Here is a 17,565-nt window from a genome sequence, read left to right as displayed (position 1 = left end):
CGTTTTCGGGGCTGCAATAATAATGATTTCAATTCTCATAAGCAAAGCCCCAAGACGAGTGACGATTGCCGAGTAGCGCGACCGTCCATATAATGCGAACAATTCTTACTACCAGTTGCGCGATCGAGCGCCGGAGTATCACGGTGCCCAGCGCGCTCTCTTCCACGGTCGAAGGCCTTTACCACGCCCATCACAACTGGCTCACCAGCTGGTTGCGCCGCCGCCTGGGCTGCCCGCAGAGTGCCGCCGACCTGGCCCAGGACACCTACCTGCGCCTGCTGCAGGCCCGCGAAACACCGCAACTGATCGAACCTCGCGCATTTCTCGCCACCGTGGCCAAGCGTGTGTTGTGCAACCACTTCCGCCGCCAGGAGCTGGAGCGCGCTTACTTGCAGGCCCTGGCCCAAATACCGGAAGAAGTGGCACCCAGTGAGGAGCAGAAGGCGATCATCTTCGAGACCCTGCTGGAACTCGACCGCCTGCTGGACGGCCTGCCTCCATTGGTCAAACGTGCCTTCCTGTTGGCCCAGGTCGACGGCCTTGGCCAAGGCGAAATCGCCCGTGAGCTGGGCATTTCCCTGGCCACGGTAAAACGCTACCTGAGCAAGGCAGCCATGCGCTGTTACTTTGCCCTGTGAACGCCTCGTTCTCTGCGCAGGTTGCGGAGCAGGCCGTGCACTGGCTGATCGAATCTCAGGGCGATGACTTCGGCCAGGTACAGCAACTGGCGCTTGAGCATTGGCTCCAGGCCAACCAGGAGCACCAGCGAGCCTGGGCCCATATCCAGCAGGTCAACCAGCGGCTGCGCGGTGTGTCGTCGCCCGTGGTGCATGCAACGCTGCAAGCCCCGCCTTCGCCGGCCAGGCGCCGGGCACTCAAGGCGTTGCTGTTGGTCGGTGTGGCGAGTGCCACCGGGCTTGGCCTGCAACAGCACAATCCGCTGCCTGGGTTGATGGCCGACTACCGTAGCCCGCTCGGCCAGCGTCGGCGCATGCAGCTGGTTGATGGCAGCGTGCTGCAACTCAATACCCGCAGTGCCGCAGACGCGCGCTTCGACAGCCAGCAGCGACTGCTGCGTCTGTTCGAAGGTGAACTGGCGTTGCAAGTGGCCAGCGATGCACGGCCATTGCTGTTGCGCACCGCTGAAGGGGCGCTGCGCCTGGACAGCGGGCGCTTCAACGTGCGCCAGTTCGACGGTTACAGCCTGGTATCGGTATTCCAGGGGGCTGCCAGCGCGGCTGGGCAGCCACTGCGGGCCGGGCAACAGGCCCGCTTCACCGGCGCCTGGCGATCGGTGACGCCGCTCGACCCTAATGTCGGGGCCTGGGTAGACGGCATGCTGGTGGCGTCGCAGATGCGCCTGGCGGACTTTCTTGCCGAACTTGGGCGCTATCGCCATGGGCAGTTGGGGTGTAGCGAGCAGGTTGCCGACTTGCGTATTTCTGGATCGTATCCGCTGGATGACAGTGAACGCATCCTGCAGATGCTGGAGGTGGCGCTACCGGTGCGGGTGCGACGGTTCACCCGGTACTGGGTGACGGTCGAGCCGAAGATCGGGTAGAGCCGTACGTACATTTTTTCAATCAAGTGAGCCATTTTTCCAACTTCGCGTGACAGACATGGCAGAACCCCTCTTTCAGGACCCGACCCATGCCGTTGCGCCACAGCCCGTTCGTCCACGCCCTGCTGTTCACCACCACCCTCGGCCTGGCCACGCCTGCCGCCTATGCCGAAACCCGCAGCTACCATATCGCCGCCGGCTCGCTTGAAGACGCCCTCAACCAGTTTGGCCGCGAAAGCGGGGCGCTGATCTCGTTCGGCTCGCAACTGACCCAAGGCATCCACACTCAAGGCCTGGACGGCCAGTACGACGTGCGACAGGGCCTCGATGCACTGCTGCGCGGCAGCGGCCTGCAGGTGCGGCAGGAAACCGACAACGCCTTCAGCCTGCAGCCCATCGATACCCCCGCTGCGGGTGCGCCGGTCGAGCTCGGTGCGTCCACCGTGGTCGGCGACTGGCTGGCCGAGGCCCAGCAGGACAATGTGTTCGAGCACCCCGGTGCCCGCGACGTAGTGCGTCGCGAGGAATTCGAGCGCAACGGCGCCACCACCGCTCGCGAAGTGCTCAACCGTATCCCCGGTGTCAACGCCCCCGACAACAACGGCACCGGTAGCCACGACCTGGCGCTGAACTTCGGCATCCGTGGCCTCAACCCACGCCTGGCATCGCGCTCCACCGTGCTGATGGACGGCATCCCGGTGCCCTTCGCCCCGTACGGCCAGCCGCAGCTGTCGCTGGCACCACTGAGCATGGGCAACATGGACGCCGTGGATGTGGTGCGCGGTGGCGGCGCGGTGCGCTACGGCCCGCAGAACGTTGGCGGCATCGTCAACTTCGTCACTCGGGCGATCCCTGAACAGGCCACGTTCAAGGCCGCCATGCAGAACCAGATCAGCCCGTCTTCCAGCCACGATGGCTTCAAGAACAGCGCCAACCTGCTGGTCGGCGGCACCAATGCCAACGGCCTGGGCGGCGCCCTGCTGTATTCTGGCACCCGTGGCGGTGACTGGCGCGAACACAGCGACACGCAAATCGACGACCTGATCCTCAAGGGCAAGCTGCAACTGGACGAAGCCAACAGCCTGCACGCCATGGCCCAGTACTACGAGGGTGAAGCCGACATGCCCGGCGGCCTGAGCACTGCCGATTTCGCTGCCGACCCGTACCAGTCGACGCGCCTGAAGGACAAGTTCTGGGGCCGCCGCACCCTGTTCAACTTCGGCTACGACTACAAGCAGGACGACCGCCAGTTCAGCGTCAACAGCTTCTTCACCAAGACCCTGCGCAGCGGTTACCTGGACCAGGGCAGCTTCGTCTCGCTGTCGCCACGCGAGTACTGGGTACGCGGCATCGAAACCCGCTTCTCGCAGGGCCTGGCCCTTGGCGACAGCTGGCACGAGCTGGGCATCGGCTACCGTTACGTCAACGAAGCCGGCCACGAACTGCGCTTCCGCGAGCCGGTCAATGGCAGCCTGCCGACCACCGCCAGCCGCAATGACCGCGACACCCGTGGCAGCACCGAAGCCCACGCCATCTACCTGGATGACCGCATCGACATCGGCCGCTGGACCATCACCCCCGGTGTGCGCTACGAGATGATCGACTCCGAGCAAAGCAACAAGCTCAACGGCCAGCGCTACCAAGGCAGCTACAACACCGCGCTGCCGGCGCTGAACGTGATGTACCACCTGACCGACAGCTGGAACTTGTACGCCAACACCGAGGGCTCGTTCGGCAGCGTGCAGTACAGCCAGATGCCCAACCGGGTCAGTAGCGGCGAAGTGAAACCGGAAAAGGCGCGCACCTGGGAAGTGGGTACCCGTTATGACAATGGTGACCTGCAGGCCGAGATTGGCGCGTTCCTGATCAACTTCGACAACCAGTACGAAAGCAACCAGACCAACGACTCGGTGATCGCCCGCGGCGAAACTCGCCACCAGGGCATCGAGACCAGCGTGCGCTACGCGCTCGACGGCCTGAGCCCCGCCCTGGCCGGTTTCGATGTGCATGCCAGCTATGCGTTCGTCGACGCCACTATCCGCGAGGACGGGCCGAACAAAGGCAACCAGGTGCCGTTCTCGTCACGCCACAAGGGCAACCTGGGCGTGGGCTACACCGATGGCCCTTGGCAGCTGAACCTGGACGGCAGCTTCCAGAGCAGCCAGTACGCAGACAACGCCAACACCAGCACCGAAAGCGCCGACGGCAGCACCGGGCGCATTCCGGGCTACATGCTGGTCAGCACCCGCGCCGGGTACGACTTTGGCCCGCAGCTGTCGAACCTGAAAGTGGCGGTTGGGGTGAAGAATCTGTTCAACCGCGAGTACTACACGCGCTCTTACGATGACAACAACAAAGGGAAGTACGTGGGTGAGCCGCGTACCTTGTATGTGCAGACGTCGGTGGAATTCTGATCGACTGCAAATGGGGGGCCGCTTTGCCGCCCCATTTGCAACAAGACATTTATTTTCAAAAAGGGCTTGAATTCGTTTCGTGGTTGCCTGACCTTAGAGTCAAGAGGCGCAGAAATTCCAAGGGTCTCAAGGGCCTAGGCGCGCCTCCATGCGAGCAAGCTGAATAAGGATTGAATCATGCAAATCCAGGTCAACAGCAGCAACCATTTCGAAGGCAATGCCCGGCTTGATCAGTGGGTCCGCAGCACACTGCAGAACTCGCTGGAACGTTACGAAGAAGACCTCACCCGCATCGAGGTTCACCTGCGCGACGAGAACGGCGCCAAGCCCGGACCGCATGACAAACGCTGCCAGATGGAGGCTCGCCCCAAAGGCCACCAACCGATTTCGGTGACCCACACCGCCACGTCGCTGGACCAGGCAGTGGACGGTGCAGCCACCAAGCTCAGCCACGCGCTGGAACACTTCTACGGCAAGCTGCGCAGCAAGCGCGGCGCCCTGGAACTGAGTGACCCAGACGCCTGATTGGCAATGCAAAACGCCCGGCCTAGAGCCGGGCGTTTTTATTTGCAGCGATCAACGGCACTGAACCAACCCGCCGTTTTGCCAGTCAACTTCTGCACTCATTCGCTGCAGAAGCCTGAACATGAACAACCCATTCGAACTCATCAGTGCCGCATTTGCCCCCGAATACCGGGTCAACCTGAGCATCGAAAACCTCGATGGCAGCATCATGCTGACCCTGTCCGACGACGCAGGCGTGGTCGCCAAGCGCCTCATCACCCAGGCCCAGCGCAACGACCCGGTGCGCCTGCAACGGGTAATCGACAGCATCCGCCTGGGCCTGGCCATCGAACTCAGCCAGAACCCCATGCAGGTGCTGGCCGCATTGACCCGCGATGCCCGCCACCACCCACGCCATGTCGTGGCCAACTGAAGGCTACTTGCCCTCCTCCACTTCCTTGCCGTTGGCATCCAGCACCTTGGTCGAGGGGTAGCGGTACGAGGCGTAGCGCACCACCAGAATCGAGAAGGCCAGCAACAAGATGCCGCCGCACAGGTACAACAGCCCTTCGTCCGGCGCCTTGTGGTGCGAGACATCGCCGATCAGCAGACGGGTCAGCGCGGTAATCGCCACGTACAACAGGAAGCGGATCGGCATGTGGTTGGTCTTGAAGTAGATACCGACCATCGCCCCCAGCTCCAGGTAGATGAACAGCAGCAGGATGTCATCGACACTGACCCCACCCTTGCCAAGCATGTCCAGGAAGGTCACCACTGCCGCATAGGCGGTAATCGCGCCAATGCCGAACAGCGCCAGGTAATGGAAGGCCTCGACGCACAGGTTGCCCAGCGAGTCCGCCGAGCCGTGCAGGCCCTTGCGCAGCTTTTCTGCCCACTTGATGTTCACGATGTTCCATTCCCCGATACGTCTTTAAGGATGATGCGTCACCGATGTGACGCTTGTGCCATGCAGTTAAAGGGCCAGGCCCTTGGCTTGGAAGGCGACCGATTGCCGCAAGGCACCTGTGTACTAGGCTTTTGCCGTGAGAATCTGGTTGCGTGGTGATGGCAAATGCCATTACTGTATATAGATACAGTAACCAGCAACACAACCAGCAAAAAGGCATAGAGGTGATGAATGGCCGTCGAAGTGGTGTACCGCAGCAGCCGCGACCCGGAGCGCTTGTTCATGGATAAGGCCGAAGCAGACCGTCACGACAAGATGCTCGAACTGGCCGAGCGCCTGGCCGAAGTGCTGCACAAGGCAGTGCCGTCGCTGAGCGAGCAACAGGTCGAGGAAGCCGGTATCTACATGGCCAAGAACCGCGATGTGTTCGCTCGGGCCTTCAAAAGCCAGCCGGATGCCCTGGCCGAGTTGCTAGAGGGTGGCGCTGCCGAGTGATAGCGACGTTGCTGCTTCGCGGGTAAACCCGCGAAGAGGCCAGTAGAGCCAACATCAACAGTCAGCCGTAGAGCAACCGCTCCGCCAACATCTGCGCCACCCGCGCCGGCGAACGTTTTTCCGCCTGCGCATGGCCAAACACTTCGGTCAGCCGTGACGGTATCCGCGCCAGGTGCGCGGTGATGGTGCCCAGGTCCTCGCCACGATGGGTCAGCGCCACGTAGATCAGCCCACCGGCATTGATAACGTAGTCAGGCGCATACAGTATCCCCCGCGACTCCAGCTGGTCTGCCACCTGCAAGGTGGTCAGCTGGTTGTTGGCCGCCCCCGCCACTGCCGCGCAACGCAGTTGCATCACGCTCTGCCCGTTCAGCACCGGCCCCACACCGCAGGGGGCGAAGATGTCGCAAGGGGTACTGATCAGTGCATCGTTGGTCACAGGCTTGGCATCGAACTGTTCCATCGCCAGCCGCACCCGCCCGGGGTCCAGGTCGCTGACCAGCAGTTCCGCGCCCACCGCATGCAGTTGCTCGGCCAGTGCATAACCGACATTACCCAACCCCTGCACCGCCACCCGCAGGCCCCTGAGGTCATCGCTGCCCAGGCGGAACGAGGTCGTGGCGCGGATGCCAGCGAACACCCCCATCGCCGCATGCGGCGAAGGGTCGCCCGAGGCAGTGGTGCTGGTCACATGGGGAGTACTCTGGGCGATGCAGTCCATGTCCAGGGTCGAGGTGCCGCTGTCCACGGCGATGATGAAGCGCCCATGCAAGGTATCGATGAAGCGGCCAAAGGCCTCGAACAGCGCGGCACGGTTTTCCACGTGCGGGTTGCGCATGATCACCGCCTTGCCGCCACCTAGCGGCAAGCCGGCCAATGCCGCCTTGTAGCTCATGCCTTGGGCCAGGCGAATGGCGTCGGTCATGGCACTTTCGTCATCGGCGTAAGGCAGGTAGCGGCAACCGCCCATGGCCGGGCCCAGGTGCTCACTGTGGATCGCCACCACCGCCTTAAGGCCCGTAGGTGGGTCGTTGAACAAATGCAGTGACTGGGTCCGGGTACTTTGCATCAGTGCGAACATCGACAGGCTCCCCCACGAGGTGCTCCTTCCAGTATAGGCACGGCCCCGGCATTGACGCCGCTGCCGGACCACTGGACGAAACCACGCGTCACAGCTAATACTCAAACGTGTGTGGAGATGCCCCATGAAGCCACGTCAAGCCTGCCTGGCCTGCCTGGAACGCGAGCCTGTCGCCCTGCTGGAAGCCGCATTGTGGATTGCCGCCGAGCACGATCGTAGTGTCGAGCCCGCGGCCAGCCTTGCCACCCTGAACGAGCTGCAGCGCGAGATAAGCGCCAACCTGCCGATGCTGCCAGTGTGCGAACTGGCCCAGCCACTGCTGCGCCAACTGATTGCGCTGGGCTTTCAGCAGGATGAATACCACCCGTTACGCCCGCATGCGGCGATGATGGACAAAGTACTGCAGCGCCGCCGCGGCCAACCGCTGACCCTGGCCATTCTTTCCCTGGAGCTGGCCCGGCGCTTGTCCATACCGCTGGAGGGCGTGGGCTTTCCTGGCCATTTCCTGCTGCGCGTGCCGGGTGCCGACCACCTGCTCGACCCCTGTGGCGGTCGGCGCTTGTACCCGAGTGACTGCCGCGAACTGCTGGCACGCCAGTTTGGCCCACATGTGGCGCTGACGGCAGAGCACATGCGCAGCGCTACGCCGCTGCAGATGCTGCAACGCCTGTCGCGCAACCTGCGTCAACTGCACATCAGCAACGATGACCACCTGGCCGCGCTGATCGACGCCGAGCGGGTCATGCAGTTGGGCCCGGTGCAAGTCAGCGATTACGTGACCCGCGCTTCGCTCTACCAACAACTGGATTGCCCGCAGGCCGAGCGCTTCGACCTGGAGCATGCGTTGCTGCTGACGGAAGACCCGGTCCAGCGCCTGAAGCTGTCCGAGCGAATCGGCAAGCTTCCGGCGGCGAACCGTTCACTTCACTGAGCCGGGCTGTCCGGCTGCTGGGCGGGGTGGGCCTTGGCGAACGCCGGGTGCGCGGCCGCCAGTGCGGCAACCCGCAGGATGCGCGGGAAGCTGTCGAGGTCGATGTTGAAGCGCTCGGCCGCATACAACTGCGGGATCAGGTACACATCCGCCAACCCAGGCGTATCGCCAAAGCAGAAGCCGTGATCGCCAATCAGTCGCTCCACTGCTGCCAGCCCCTGGCTTATCCAGTGACCGATCCACTGATTGACCTGCCCTTCGTCCTGACCCGCCTGGCGCAGCCGGTTGAGCACGCTGACGTTGTGCAACGGGTGAATGTCGCAGCCGATGATTGCCGCCACACCACGCACCTTTGCCCTTTCCACGGCCGTGGTCGGTAGCAACGCAGGTTGTGGATAAACCTCTTCCAGGTACTCGATGATGGCTGGCGACTGCACCAGCAACTCACCGCCGTCAGTGCGCAAGGCTGGCACGCGGCCCTGCGGGTTGACGGCGGTATAGTCCGCACCGCGCTGCTCCCCCTGCAGCAGGTTGACTGGCAGGGACTGGTAAGCCAGCCCCTTCAATGCCAAGGCAATGCGCACCCGGTAGGACGAGGTGGAACGGTAATAGGTGTACAGCTCCATGCCCCTGCCTCCTTAGTTGGCCGCGATGACCGTGCCACGGCATTCGCCGAAGCCGATGCTGGCTACGCCGTCACGCGTGCAGCGGGCACGCAGGATAATTTCGTCGCCGTCTTCGAGGAACTTGCGCACCTCGCCGCTGGCCAGCTCAATCGGCAGCTTGCCGCCTTCGGTGATCTCCAGCAGGCTGCCGAACGAACCCGGCGTAGCACCCGACAGCGTGCCCGAACCGAACAGGTCGCCCGGCTGCAGCTGGCAGCCGTTGACGCTGTGGTGCGCCACCAACTGCGCCACGGTCCAGTACATGCTGCGGGTGTTGCTCAGGGTCAGGCGGTGCGGGGCAACACCTTGCTCGCGCATGCGCTCGGTCAGCAGCAACACTTCGAGTTCAATATCGAATGCACCGGCGGCCTGGTCACGCTTGTCCAGCAGGTACGACAGCGGCTGCGGGTCGCCTTCCGGGCGTGCAGGCTGGGCGCAGCGGAACGGCTCCAGCGCTTCGGCGGTAACCACCCAGGGCGATATGCTGGTGATGAAACTCTTGGACAGGAACGGCCCCAATGGCTGGTATTCCCATGCCTGGATATCGCGCGCCGACCAGTCGTTGAGCAGGCACAGGCCCGCTACGTGTTCGGCGGCATCGCCAACCGGGATCGCCTGGCCCATGTCATTGCCCTGGCCAATCCAGATGCCCAGTTCCAGTTCGTAGTCCAGGCGTGCGCATGGGCCGAAACTTGGCTCGGTGTGCCCAGCCGGGAGGGTCTGGCCTTTTGGCCGGCGTACATCGGTGCCGGACGGGCGAATGGTCGAGGCACGGCCGTGATAACCGATCGGCACATATTTGTAGTTGGGCAGCAGCGGGTTGTCGGGGCGGAAAAGCTTGCCCACGTTCTTGGCGTGCTCGATGCCTACGTAGAAGTCGGTGTAGTCCCCGACCTGCGCTGGCACATGCAGTTGGCAGTCGCTGGCTGGATACAGTGCCGGCTGCAGAGCAGCCTGGTGCTCGCTGTGCTCGCCAAGCAGCACCTGCAGACGCTCGCGCAGGGCGACACGGGCGCTGCGGCCCAATGCGAAGTAAGCGTTCAGTGCCCCACCCCGAGTAGCCTCGACGGCGGCCTTGGCTTCCCCCGCGAACAGGCCGGCGGCCAACACCGCTTCCAGGTCGAGGATCGCGTCGCCGATGGCCACGCCACAGCGCCGGGCTTCACCCGGCCGGCTGAAGATGCCCAATGGCAGGTTCTGCAGCGGGAAGTCGCTGTGCCCGTTGGCGTGCTCGACCCAGCTACGGGCATTGGCAGTGTGGTTCATCGGTTATCTCCGGTTCGGGTTGAAGGTGCTTGGCAAGGTTGCCCAGCAACTATCGTAGTCGGCCTGCAATTGCGGGCATTCAAGGGCTTGCAGGCTCGGGCGCAGCACCTGGCTGGTCTCGAACATGAAGGCCATGGTGTTGTCGATCTTGTGCGGCGCCAGGTCGGCGGCAATGGCTTTTTCGCAGGTTTCGGCGTCGGGGCCGTGGGCGCTCATCACGCCGTGCAGCGAGGCACCGCCAGGCAGGAAGCCCTCGGCCTTGGCGTCGTAGGCACCATTGATCAAGCCCATGAACTCGTTCATCAGGTTGCGGTGGAACCATGGCGGGCGGAAGGTGTTCTCGGCCACCATCCAGCGTGGCGGGAAGATCACGAAGTCCATGTTGGCCAGGCCATGCACGCTGGTCGGCGAGGTCAGCACGGTAAAGATCGAAGGGTCCGGGTGGTCGAAACTGACCGTGCCGATGGTATTGAAGCGGCGCAGGTCGTATTTGTACGGCACGTTGCTGCCGTGCCAGGCCACCACGTCCAGCGGCGAGTGCTGCAGCTCGCAAGCCCAGTGTTCGCCCAGGAATTTCTGCACCAGTTGCACCGGCGCTTCGGCCTCTTCGTAGTGCGCCACCGGGGTGAGGAAATCGCGTGGGTTGGCCAGGCCATTGCTGCCGATCGGGCCCAGGTCTGGAATACGCAGCGGCGCGCCGTGGTTTTCGGCGATGTAGCCACGGGCCTGGCCGTCGAGCAGTTCCACACGGAACTTCATGCCACGCGGGATCACCGCAATTTCAAGCGGCTCGACTTCCATTACGCCCAGTTCAGTGGCAATGCGCAGGCGGCCCTGTTCCGGTACCAGCAAAAGTTCACCGTCGGCGTTGAAGAACACCCGCTCCATGGAACGGTTGGCGCGGTAGATGTAGATGCTCACGCCAGCCGGTTTTTCCGCTGCGGCGTTGGCCACCATGGGCAACCAGCCCTCGATGAAATCGGTCGGTTCGGCGGGAATCGGCTGTGGGCTCCAACGCAGGCGGTTGGGGTTGATGCCCCCCAGCGGCCCGCTCAGCGGCTGACGCGCCAGGCGCTCGAAACGAGGGTGCAAGGCAGACGGGCGAATGCGATACAGCCAGGTGCGACGCAGCTCGCTGCGGGCCATGGTGAACGCCGTGCCCGAGAGCAGCTCGGCATACAGCCCATAGGGTGCCTTCTGTGGCGAGTTCTGCCCGACCGGCAAGGCCCCTGGCAGCGCTTCGCTGGCAAACTCGTTGCCGAAGCCGCTGAGGTAGTGAAGGTCGGGTGAGGTGTCGCGATTCATCGATGCCTCCGGGCTCTGGCCGAGCCGTTGCGGGCAGCTGGCTGCTGGCCCGATGTGGGGTGGCAGCGCGTCTGCATTGTTTTTATCGTAATCAGATTACGAATAACGTAATTTGCTCCACGCATGGCGTCAAGCTATAAAGGCCCGACTTGAAGAATCCAGAAGAAGATGTCCATGACCAAAGCCAGCTCCCCCGCCGACAACGGCAAGCAGAAAGTCCGCTCGGCGGAGGTCGGCACCGACATCCTCAAGGCCCTTGCCGAGTTGTCCCCGTCCACCTCGCTGTCACGCCTGGCGGAACATGTGCAAATGCCGGCAAGCAAAGTGCACCGTTACCTGCAAGCGCTGATCGCCAGCGGCTTTGCCGAACAGGATGCCGCCACCAACCATTACGGCCTGGGACGCGAGGCATTGCGGGTGGGGCTGGCGGCGCTGGGCAGCATCGATGTGCTGAAAACTGCCGCACTGCCGCTGTCGCAACTGCGCGACGAACTTAACGAGAGCTGCTTCATTGCCGTGTGGGGCAACCAGGGCGCGACCGTGGTCAGCATTGAACCGGCGGTGCGTGCAGTTACCGTGGTGACGCAGATGGGCTCGGTGCTGCCGCTGCTCACCTCCTCCACCGGCCTGGTGTTCGCCGCCTACCTGCCCGAGCGCGAAACCGTCGAGTTGCGTGACCGCGAACTGGCCGCCCTGCAGCACCACGCCGATGATTACCAGCCGGTGCTGGCAGGCATTCGCGAACGTGGCCTGCACCATGTGCACGGCCTGCTGATGCCGGGCGTGGATGCCCTTTCGGCGCCGGTGTTCAATGCCATGGGGCAGGTGGCGGCGGTGATGACCGTGGTCGGGCCGACTTCGATCTTCCACGCCGACGAACATGGCCCAGCGGCGCAACGGCTACTGGCGGCAGCGCGGGAAACCAGCTGGCGCATGGGCTATTCTCCCGCTACCTGAGCGCTAGCGACACTATTGCCCGATACGTAAAGGTGAATGTCATAAGCAGCTATTTTTCCCAGCGGATCAAGCGCTTATTCTTAACTCACTGGCCGGCATGAAGGGCTCTCCCCCCCGCCTTTCAGGCCTGCGAGGTTCACCGACGTAGATTTTGAAGCTCCTTGATCTAACGTCTCGATTGGCCGCTGCGGCTTGCAGCGGCCTTTTTTATTTGAGCGGATAAATCTTCAGCCCAGCGGGTATTTCTGCAGGTTCGCCATCATCTGCTGCAATGCCTGCAAACTGTCCTGAGGATGCACCGCCCCGTCAAAGTCGCCGATTTGCGCCCAGTGCTCCGCCACCTGCTCCGGGGTAAACCCCTCGCGCGGATCAAAACCCACTCCCAGGCTGCGCTCCCAACGCACCTTGCCCACCCAGCCGCCGCCCACCTCGAACAGCTCCCCCGTGCCCTGGCACTGCTCGCTGCCCAGGTAAACCACCAGTGGGCTGACCAGCTCGGGCTTGAGCCGCTCGAATACCTGGGGTGGGATCAGCCCCTCGGTCATGCGGGTACCGCCCGTGGGAGCAATGGCGTTGACCAGGATGCCGTGCTTGCGCCCTTCGATGGCCAGCGTGCGGGTCAACCCGTACAGGCCCAGCTTGGCCATGCCGTAATTGGCCTGCCCAAAGTTGCCGTAGATACCCGAGGTGGAAGCCGTGAAGATCACCCGCCCCCAGTTTTGCTCGCGCAAGTGTGGCCAGGCGGCGCGGGTGACTTTGAAGGCCCCTTCGACATGCACCTGGTACACCTGCTCCCAATCGCTGTCGTCCATCTTGTGAAAGGTCTTGTCGCGCAGGATGCCAGCGTTGTTCACCAGCACATCGACCCGGCCGAACGTGTCCAGCGCCTGCTCGACGATACGTGCACCGTGGCTGACCGAGTCATGGTTGGCGATGGCGCTGCCACCGGCGGCGCGGATCTCCTCCACCACCCGGTCGGCGGCCGAGGCGCTGGCACCTTCCCCGTGGGTAGAACCGCCAAGGTCGTTGACCACCACCCTGGCACCCCGCGCGGCGAACAGCAGCGCGTGGGCGCGGCCCAGGCCGCCACCGGCGCCGGTGACGATCACCACGCGATCTTGCAAATGGACGGGCTCGCTCATGCTCATGGCTCCAGGCAGGTTCAGGTCAGCCGAGTGTCCGCCGCCAGCGGCAGGCGGACAATCAAGCTCACGCAGGCTGAATGCCTGGCAATAACGCAGGGCGATGAGGCCCCGTCAGGACCACGCCACTTTCGGCTGGTAGTAGCTGGACGGTTGTTCGCGAAAGGCCAGGTAGTGGCGCAGCACCTGCATCGGCGCTTCGGTATGGGGGTAATGGCCAATGCCGTGCAGCTGCACGGTGTCCGGCTCCGGCACCAGTTGCCGGTAACGCTCGAGCATGTGCCCGCCGGACAGTGGGTCGACCACGCCATTGATGAAGCGCAGTGGTACGCCTTTGCGCTGCATCGCCCCGACCCAGCGTTCACGGTGCAACCTGCGCTCGGGCATGTAGCCCACCAACTTGTGCAGGATGCGTGTACCCCGGTTGGTAGCGATCAGGCTCCAGAAGTCATCCAGCGCGCTCTCACTGGGGTGAGTGCAGGGGCCATAGACCTGGGTCACATTGCGCACCAGGTCGTCACGCCCGAACGAACGCCCCACCAGCCAGCCAAAGCGGCTGAGCAGCAGCTTCTGGATCAGCAGCATGCGGCAGCTTTCGGGGAACAGCCCGCTGTTGAGGAACACGCAACTGGCGATGTCGGCGCGCTGCTCATGATGGCGCGCCAACAATTCCTGGGCCACGCTGCCGCCATAGTCATGGGCCAGCAGATGCACCGGCTGCTTGACCTGCAGGTGGGCAAGCAAGGCCTGCTGCAGGTCCGCTTGCTCCATCAGGCTGTAGGCATGATCAACCGGTTTGGCCGAATCGCCAAAACCGAGCATGTCGCACGCGATCACCCGGAAACGTTGGGTCAAAGGCCCCCACAGGTAGTGCCAATCCCAGCTGGCAGTGGGAAAACCGTGTAACAGAAGCAGGGGCTCTCCTTGCCCTGCGGTCCAGTAGCGGATGCTCTGGCCCCGGAAGATGAAACTCTGTCCCCGGGTACGCCAGACGCACAATGGAATTTCGGCCATAGGCATCAGAGCGGTCCCGGAGAAGTGGTGTTGACGGAATAGGGCAAGGCTGCGGTCATTGCATGTCACCTCGGCACATACATGTGCTCTCTATGTCGAGGCAGAGTCTAGCCAGCAGCCCGTTGGCTGGAACTTGCGTTGCCAGCCAGCTTGATGACTGAGCGAGTCAGTGGCACGAACGGTCAGAGCAGCATGGCCAGCAGCGGCGCTGCGAACAGGTTGAGCAGCCCAGTCAGGACCATGACCAGGCCGGCCACCGAGCCTTCTTCGCGGCCCACCTCCTGCGCCCGGCTGACCCCGGCGCCATGCGCGCCAACACCAAACAGCGCACCCCGTGCCAGCGGTGTACGCAGCGGCAACCAGCGCAGCAGCACGCCGCCGAACATGGCGCCGAGCACGCCAGTGAACATCACGAACACCGCCGTCAGTTCCGGCACGCCACCCAGGTCGTGGGCCAGCGGCATGGCGAAGGGCGTGGTGATCGAACGCGGCACCAGCGACAGGCTGGTTGCGCTGTCCAGCGCCAGCAGGTGCGCCAAGCCCCAGGAGCTGGCAATCGAGGCACAGCTACCAGCCACCATGCCCACCATCAGGGCTGGCCAATGGCGCGCCAGCATGGCCCGCTGCTGCCAGATCGGCACCGCGAAAGCCACGGTCACTGGGCCGAGCACGCTCATCAACCAGTGGGTGTTGCGGGCATACTCGGCATAGGCTGTATGCAGCGGCACGGCCACCGCCAGCAGCAAAACCGGCACCAGGATCAATGGCGACAGCAGGTAGCGCTTGCTGCGCCGGTACAGCCAGCGGCTACCCAGGTAGGCCAGCAAGGTCAGCGCCAGCCAGAACAGCGGCATGGGTTCAAGGCTCATGGCGTAACCTCCAACGGCACACCAGTTCCACGGTCAATGCCGTCACCACCATCACCATCAACGTGCTCACAGCGATTACCAGCAAGATGCGCCAGCCCTCTTCACGGATCAGCGAGCCGTAGTCCAACAGGCTCATCAGCGCCGGGATGAAGAACAGCAGCATCTCGGCCATCAGCCAGCCGGCGCCCAATTGCAACATGGCCGGCTTGAGCACACCCGAAGCGAACAGTATCAACAGCAGGGCCAGGCCCATCACGCCGCCGGGAATCGGCCAGCCCAACCAATTGGCGAGCTGGCCGCCGAGCAGGAACAGGGCACAGAGGATCGCCAACTCGATGAGCAGGCGCAGGGCTTTTTTCAATAAGGCGGGTTTCATGGCGGGTTTCCTCGACAGGCCCTCATTTTAAGATTCGACTGCCTAGGCCAGAAGCGAATTGTTAGACTGATCGCCATTCCATAATGGAATCCAAGCATGGAATTCAAACAACTGCGCAGCTTTATCGAAGTGGTCCACCGGGGCGGTTTTACCCAGGCCGCACAGACGCTGCACATCAGCCAGTCGGCGGTGAGCAAGCAGGTAGCCCAGCTGGAGCAAGATGTGGGCCAGCCGCTGCTGGAGCGTCAGGCCTCGCAACTGCACCTGACCGCTGCCGGGCGCATCGTGCTGGAGCGTGGCGAAGCCCTGCTGCGTCAGCGTCAGGCGTTGCTCAACGAACTGGACGATCTCAGCCTGATGGAGCGTGGCGAACTGCGCTTGGGTTTACCGATGCTAGGCAGCGACGCCTTGTTCGCCGGCCTGTTCGCCGAGTACCGACGGCGCCACCCGAACATCGCCATCCAACTGCTCGAAGGCGGTAGCCGCAGCGTCGAACAGGCTGTCAGAAGCGGCGAGCTGGAACTGGGCGGCAGCTTGACGCCCAGTGACGAGGCATTCGACTACCAGCCGTTCTGCAACGAACCCCTGGACGCCTTGCTGCCGGCTGGGCATGCCTTGTCGGGCTTGGCCGGAGTGGACCTGGGGCAACTGGCCGATACGCCGTTCTTGCTGTACCAGCGCAGCTTCGTGCTTAACGATCGGCTGTTGAAGGCGTGTCAGCAGCAGGGCTTTACCCCGAAAGAAGGCGGGCGCAGTGGCCAGGCAGATTTTTTGGCGGCGCTGGTGGCGGCGGGCCAGGGTGTGGTGTTGCTGCCCCGGGTAGTGGCAAAAGCGCTGGAGCGCCCCGGGGTGGTGCGTGTGCCGCTGCGTTCGCCGGAAGACCTGCGGTGGGATATTGCGTTCATCTGGCGACGCGGGGCCTATCTGTCACGGGCGGCTCAGGCGTGGCTGGCCTTGTTGCGCGAGCTCAACGCCTGACACTGCCCCTGTAGGAGCGGCTCTACCTTCGGACTCAGGCTTTGAAGGCACTCGCCAACTCAGCCAACCACGGCTCGGCATCTGCCTCCGGGGTCACTGTCTCGCTCGCATCCAGGCGCAGCATCGGCTGCACTTCGCGCACGCCCAGCTCGGCAAACAGCTCGCGCATCTGCTCGCCACCACCACAGTAGGTGTCACCATAGCTGGAATCGCCCAGCGCAATCACTGCGCCCGGCAGGCCGCGCCAGGCCGCAGGCAGGGTGTCACGAATGGCGCTGTACAGCGGCATGAGGTTGTCCGGCAGCTCGCCCATGCCGGTGGTCGAGGTCACGGCCAGCAAGGCGTCGGGGGCAAAGCCTTGAAGATCCTGAAGGGTGGCGCGGGCCGCATGCCAGGCCTCCAGCCCCGCTGCCTTGAGCAGCGATTCAGCGTGACGTGCGACTTCTTCGGCGGTGCCGTAGACCGATCCGGAAATAATGACGACTTTCATCGGGAAGAGGATTCCGAAACTGAGTGAAAACGTAGGATACTAGCATCCAGCGATGGCAAAAGGCCGCCTCTACCAAAGTCGCCGCCTTCAGCCCTGCTTCGCCCCTTCTTGCTCAATGGCCCGAACATGATCAACGCGCAATTGCTGCAATCGATGGTCGATGCGTCCAATGACGGGATCGTGGTCGCCGAACAGGAAGGCGACGACACTATCCTGATCTACGTGAACGCCGCCTTCGAACGCCTGACTGGCTACAGCCGCGACGAAGTCCTCTATCAGGATTGTCGCTTTCTGCAGGCCGACGACCGTGACCAGCTTGGCCGCGCGCGCATCCGCAAGGCCCTGGCCGAAGGCCGCCCGTGCCGCGAAGTGCTGCGCAACTACCGCAAGGATGGCAGCGCCTTCTGGAACGAACTGTCGATCACGCCGGTGAGAAGCGACGCCGACCAGCGCACCTACTTCATCGGCATCCAGAAAGACGTCAGCCGCCAGGTCGAACTGGAACGGGAACTGGCCAAGATGTGCGCTCGTCCGAAAACCGACGAACGCGCCTGAACCAAGTACGCCACGCACGGTCAACCCCGTTGAAGAAATCGCCACCACCGAGTTC

20 protein-coding genes are annotated in these 17,565 nt (G+C 63.4%); 10 read left to right on the top strand and 10 right to left on the bottom strand.

What is annotated here, in order from left to right; translation table 11 throughout:
* Positions 1 to 92 precede the first annotated feature (92 nt).
* From Q9451_RS03800 to Q9451_RS03780, 5 genes are all read left to right on the top strand, one after another.
* Positions 93 to 638: a sigma-70 family RNA polymerase sigma factor gene (locus tag Q9451_RS03800; protein WP_171577219.1), complete on the top strand. Its 546-nt coding sequence runs from the start codon at positions 93 to 95 to the stop codon at positions 636 to 638.
* Complete coding sequence (locus Q9451_RS03795; RefSeq protein WP_012274133.1) at positions 635 to 1,561, top strand: FecR domain-containing protein; 927 nt, start codon at positions 635 to 637, stop codon at positions 1,559 to 1,561. Before Q9451_RS03800 ends, Q9451_RS03795 begins: the two co-directional genes overlap by 4 nt.
* 89 nt (positions 1,562 to 1,650) lie before the next feature.
* Positions 1,651 to 3,975, top strand: a complete 2,325-nt coding sequence (gene fecA / locus Q9451_RS03790; protein WP_012274134.1) for a TonB-dependent Fe(3+) dicitrate receptor FecA — start codon at positions 1,651 to 1,653, stop codon at positions 3,973 to 3,975.
* A gap of 177 nt (positions 3,976 to 4,152) precedes the next feature.
* Entirely contained in the window at positions 4,153 to 4,500 is a 348-nt protein-coding gene (locus Q9451_RS03785) for an HPF/RaiA family ribosome-associated protein (RefSeq protein WP_012274135.1), read from the top strand.
* A 121-nt stretch (positions 4,501 to 4,621) separates the two neighbouring features.
* Positions 4,622 to 4,912 (top strand): DUF3509 domain-containing protein, encoded by a 291-nt coding sequence (locus Q9451_RS03780; protein ID WP_012274136.1) that lies wholly within the window; start codon positions 4,622 to 4,624, stop codon positions 4,910 to 4,912.
* A gap of 3 nt (positions 4,913 to 4,915) precedes the next feature.
* On the opposite strand, the gene Q9451_RS03775 is transcribed toward Q9451_RS03780, so the two are convergent.
* The gene (locus Q9451_RS03775; protein ID WP_012274137.1) at positions 4,916 to 5,386 is read right to left on the bottom strand and encodes a phosphate-starvation-inducible PsiE family protein; all 471 of its coding nucleotides are present in this window, start codon (positions 5,384 to 5,386) and stop codon (positions 4,916 to 4,918) included.
* Between the two features lie 231 nt (positions 5,387 to 5,617).
* Between Q9451_RS03775 and Q9451_RS03770 the strand changes: the two genes are divergently transcribed.
* A complete protein-coding gene (locus tag Q9451_RS03770; RefSeq protein ID WP_012274138.1) occupies positions 5,618 to 5,881 on the top strand; it encodes a YebG family protein in 264 nt (87 codons plus the stop codon).
* A 61-nt stretch (positions 5,882 to 5,942) separates the two neighbouring features.
* Here Q9451_RS03770 and Q9451_RS03765 read toward each other — a convergent pair whose 3' ends face one another.
* Positions 5,943 to 6,962, bottom strand: a complete 1,020-nt coding sequence (locus Q9451_RS03765) for a Glu/Leu/Phe/Val dehydrogenase dimerization domain-containing protein (protein ID WP_012274139.1) — start codon at positions 6,960 to 6,962, stop codon at positions 5,943 to 5,945.
* Positions 6,963 to 7,086: 124 nt separating this feature from the next.
* Here Q9451_RS03765 and Q9451_RS03760 point away from each other — a divergent pair, with 124 nt between their 5' ends.
* On the top strand, positions 7,087 to 7,893 hold the full coding sequence (locus Q9451_RS03760) for a tetratricopeptide repeat protein (protein ID WP_012274140.1): 807 nt from the start codon (positions 7,087 to 7,089) through the stop codon (positions 7,891 to 7,893).
* On the opposite strand, the gene maiA is transcribed toward Q9451_RS03760, so the two are convergent.
* Genes maiA through hmgA form a run of 3 tightly spaced genes read right to left on the bottom strand, consistent with a single transcriptional unit; the run spans position 7,887 to position 11,129 of the window.
* Positions 7,887 to 8,519, bottom strand: coding sequence for a maleylacetoacetate isomerase (gene maiA, locus Q9451_RS03755; protein WP_012274141.1), 633 nt, complete (start codon positions 8,517 to 8,519; stop codon positions 7,887 to 7,889). The genes Q9451_RS03760 and maiA overlap by 7 nt on opposite strands.
* Positions 8,520 to 8,531: 12 nt before the next feature.
* On the bottom strand, positions 8,532 to 9,824 hold the full coding sequence (fahA, locus tag Q9451_RS03750) for a fumarylacetoacetase (RefSeq protein ID WP_012274142.1): 1,293 nt from the start codon (positions 9,822 to 9,824) through the stop codon (positions 8,532 to 8,534).
* Positions 9,825 to 9,827: 3 nt separating this feature from the next.
* Positions 9,828 to 11,129 carry a homogentisate 1,2-dioxygenase gene (hmgA, locus tag Q9451_RS03745; RefSeq protein WP_012274143.1) on the bottom strand — a complete coding sequence of 434 codons (1,302 nt, stop codon included), beginning with the start codon at positions 11,127 to 11,129 and terminating at the stop codon, positions 9,828 to 9,830.
* A 174-nt stretch (positions 11,130 to 11,303) separates the two neighbouring features.
* Here hmgA and Q9451_RS03740 point away from each other — a divergent pair, with 174 nt between their 5' ends.
* Entirely contained in the window at positions 11,304 to 12,086 is a 783-nt protein-coding gene (locus tag Q9451_RS03740) for an IclR family transcriptional regulator (RefSeq protein WP_041166588.1), read from the top strand.
* 227 nt (positions 12,087 to 12,313) lie between these two features.
* On the opposite strand, the gene Q9451_RS03735 is transcribed toward Q9451_RS03740, so the two are convergent.
* The 4 genes from Q9451_RS03735 to Q9451_RS03720 all read right to left on the bottom strand — a co-directional run bounded on the left by Q9451_RS03735 (position 12,314) and on the right by Q9451_RS03720 (position 15,487).
* A complete protein-coding gene (locus Q9451_RS03735; protein WP_012274145.1) occupies positions 12,314 to 13,228 on the bottom strand; it encodes an SDR family oxidoreductase in 915 nt (304 codons plus the stop codon).
* A 114-nt stretch (positions 13,229 to 13,342) separates the two neighbouring features.
* Entirely contained in the window at positions 13,343 to 14,248 is a 906-nt protein-coding gene (locus Q9451_RS03730) for an alpha/beta hydrolase (RefSeq protein WP_012274146.1), read from the bottom strand.
* Positions 14,249 to 14,424: 176 nt separating this feature from the next.
* Positions 14,425 to 15,111: an LrgB family protein gene (locus Q9451_RS03725; protein ID WP_012274147.1), complete on the bottom strand. Its 687-nt coding sequence runs from the start codon at positions 15,109 to 15,111 to the stop codon at positions 14,425 to 14,427.
* Positions 15,101 to 15,487 (bottom strand): CidA/LrgA family protein, encoded by a 387-nt coding sequence (locus tag Q9451_RS03720; protein ID WP_012274148.1) that lies wholly within the window; start codon positions 15,485 to 15,487, stop codon positions 15,101 to 15,103. The genes Q9451_RS03725 and Q9451_RS03720 overlap by 11 nt, the downstream gene beginning before the upstream one ends.
* A gap of 96 nt (positions 15,488 to 15,583) precedes the next feature.
* Between Q9451_RS03720 and Q9451_RS03715 the strand changes: the two genes are divergently transcribed.
* A complete protein-coding gene (locus Q9451_RS03715) occupies positions 15,584 to 16,465 on the top strand; it encodes a LysR family transcriptional regulator (RefSeq protein ID WP_012274149.1) in 882 nt (293 codons plus the stop codon).
* A 34-nt stretch (positions 16,466 to 16,499) separates the two neighbouring features.
* Here Q9451_RS03715 and Q9451_RS03710 read toward each other — a convergent pair whose 3' ends face one another.
* Complete coding sequence (locus Q9451_RS03710) at positions 16,500 to 16,955, bottom strand: flavodoxin (RefSeq protein ID WP_012274150.1); 456 nt, start codon at positions 16,953 to 16,955, stop codon at positions 16,500 to 16,502.
* Between the two features lie 126 nt (positions 16,956 to 17,081).
* Between Q9451_RS03710 and Q9451_RS03705 the strand changes: the two genes are divergently transcribed.
* On the top strand, positions 17,082 to 17,510 hold the full coding sequence (locus Q9451_RS03705; RefSeq protein WP_012274151.1) for a PAS domain S-box protein: 429 nt from the start codon (positions 17,082 to 17,084) through the stop codon (positions 17,508 to 17,510).
* Positions 17,511 to 17,565 lie beyond the last annotated feature (55 nt).

The sequence above is a fragment of the Pseudomonas sp. NY8896 genome (assembly GCF_039634505.1).
Note: the sequence above shows the minus strand (reverse complement) of the source record. Positions and strands in the feature narration are given on the sequence as shown.

Excerpts from the sequence above, each read along its gene's own strand:
- Q9451_RS03800 (WP_171577219.1), top strand. The coding sequence starts at position 93 with ATGCGAACAATTCTTACTACCAGTTGCGCGATCGAGCGCCGGAGTATC.
- fecA (WP_012274134.1), top strand. The coding sequence starts at position 1,651 with ATGCCGTTGCGCCACAGCCCGTTCGTCCACGCCCTGCTGTTCACCACC.
- Q9451_RS03785 (WP_012274135.1), top strand. The coding sequence starts at position 4,153 with ATGCAAATCCAGGTCAACAGCAGCAACCATTTCGAAGGCAATGCCCGG.
- Q9451_RS03780 (WP_012274136.1), top strand. The coding sequence starts at position 4,622 with ATGAACAACCCATTCGAACTCATCAGTGCCGCATTTGCCCCCGAATAC.
- Q9451_RS03770 (WP_012274138.1), top strand. The coding sequence starts at position 5,618 with ATGGCCGTCGAAGTGGTGTACCGCAGCAGCCGCGACCCGGAGCGCTTG.
- Q9451_RS03765 (WP_012274139.1), bottom strand. The coding sequence starts at position 6,962 with ATGTTCGCACTGATGCAAAGTACCCGGACCCAGTCACTGCATTTGTTC.
- Q9451_RS03760 (WP_012274140.1), top strand. The coding sequence starts at position 7,087 with ATGAAGCCACGTCAAGCCTGCCTGGCCTGCCTGGAACGCGAGCCTGTC.
- maiA (WP_012274141.1), bottom strand. The coding sequence starts at position 8,519 with ATGGAGCTGTACACCTATTACCGTTCCACCTCGTCCTACCGGGTGCGC.
- fahA (WP_012274142.1), bottom strand. The coding sequence starts at position 9,824 with ATGAACCACACTGCCAATGCCCGTAGCTGGGTCGAGCACGCCAACGGG.
- hmgA (WP_012274143.1), bottom strand. The coding sequence starts at position 11,129 with ATGAATCGCGACACCTCACCCGACCTTCACTACCTCAGCGGCTTCGGC.
- Q9451_RS03740 (WP_041166588.1), top strand. The coding sequence starts at position 11,304 with ATGACCAAAGCCAGCTCCCCCGCCGACAACGGCAAGCAGAAAGTCCGC.
- Q9451_RS03735 (WP_012274145.1), bottom strand. The coding sequence starts at position 13,228 with ATGAGCGAGCCCGTCCATTTGCAAGATCGCGTGGTGATCGTCACCGGC.
- Q9451_RS03730 (WP_012274146.1), bottom strand. The coding sequence starts at position 14,248 with ATGCCTATGGCCGAAATTCCATTGTGCGTCTGGCGTACCCGGGGACAG.
- Q9451_RS03725 (WP_012274147.1), bottom strand. The coding sequence starts at position 15,111 with ATGAGCCTTGAACCCATGCCGCTGTTCTGGCTGGCGCTGACCTTGCTG.
- Q9451_RS03720 (WP_012274148.1), bottom strand. The coding sequence starts at position 15,487 with ATGAAACCCGCCTTATTGAAAAAAGCCCTGCGCCTGCTCATCGAGTTG.
- Q9451_RS03715 (WP_012274149.1), top strand. The coding sequence starts at position 15,584 with ATGGAATTCAAACAACTGCGCAGCTTTATCGAAGTGGTCCACCGGGGC.
- Q9451_RS03710 (WP_012274150.1), bottom strand. The coding sequence starts at position 16,955 with ATGAAAGTCGTCATTATTTCCGGATCGGTCTACGGCACCGCCGAAGAA.
- Q9451_RS03705 (WP_012274151.1), top strand. The coding sequence starts at position 17,082 with ATGATCAACGCGCAATTGCTGCAATCGATGGTCGATGCGTCCAATGAC.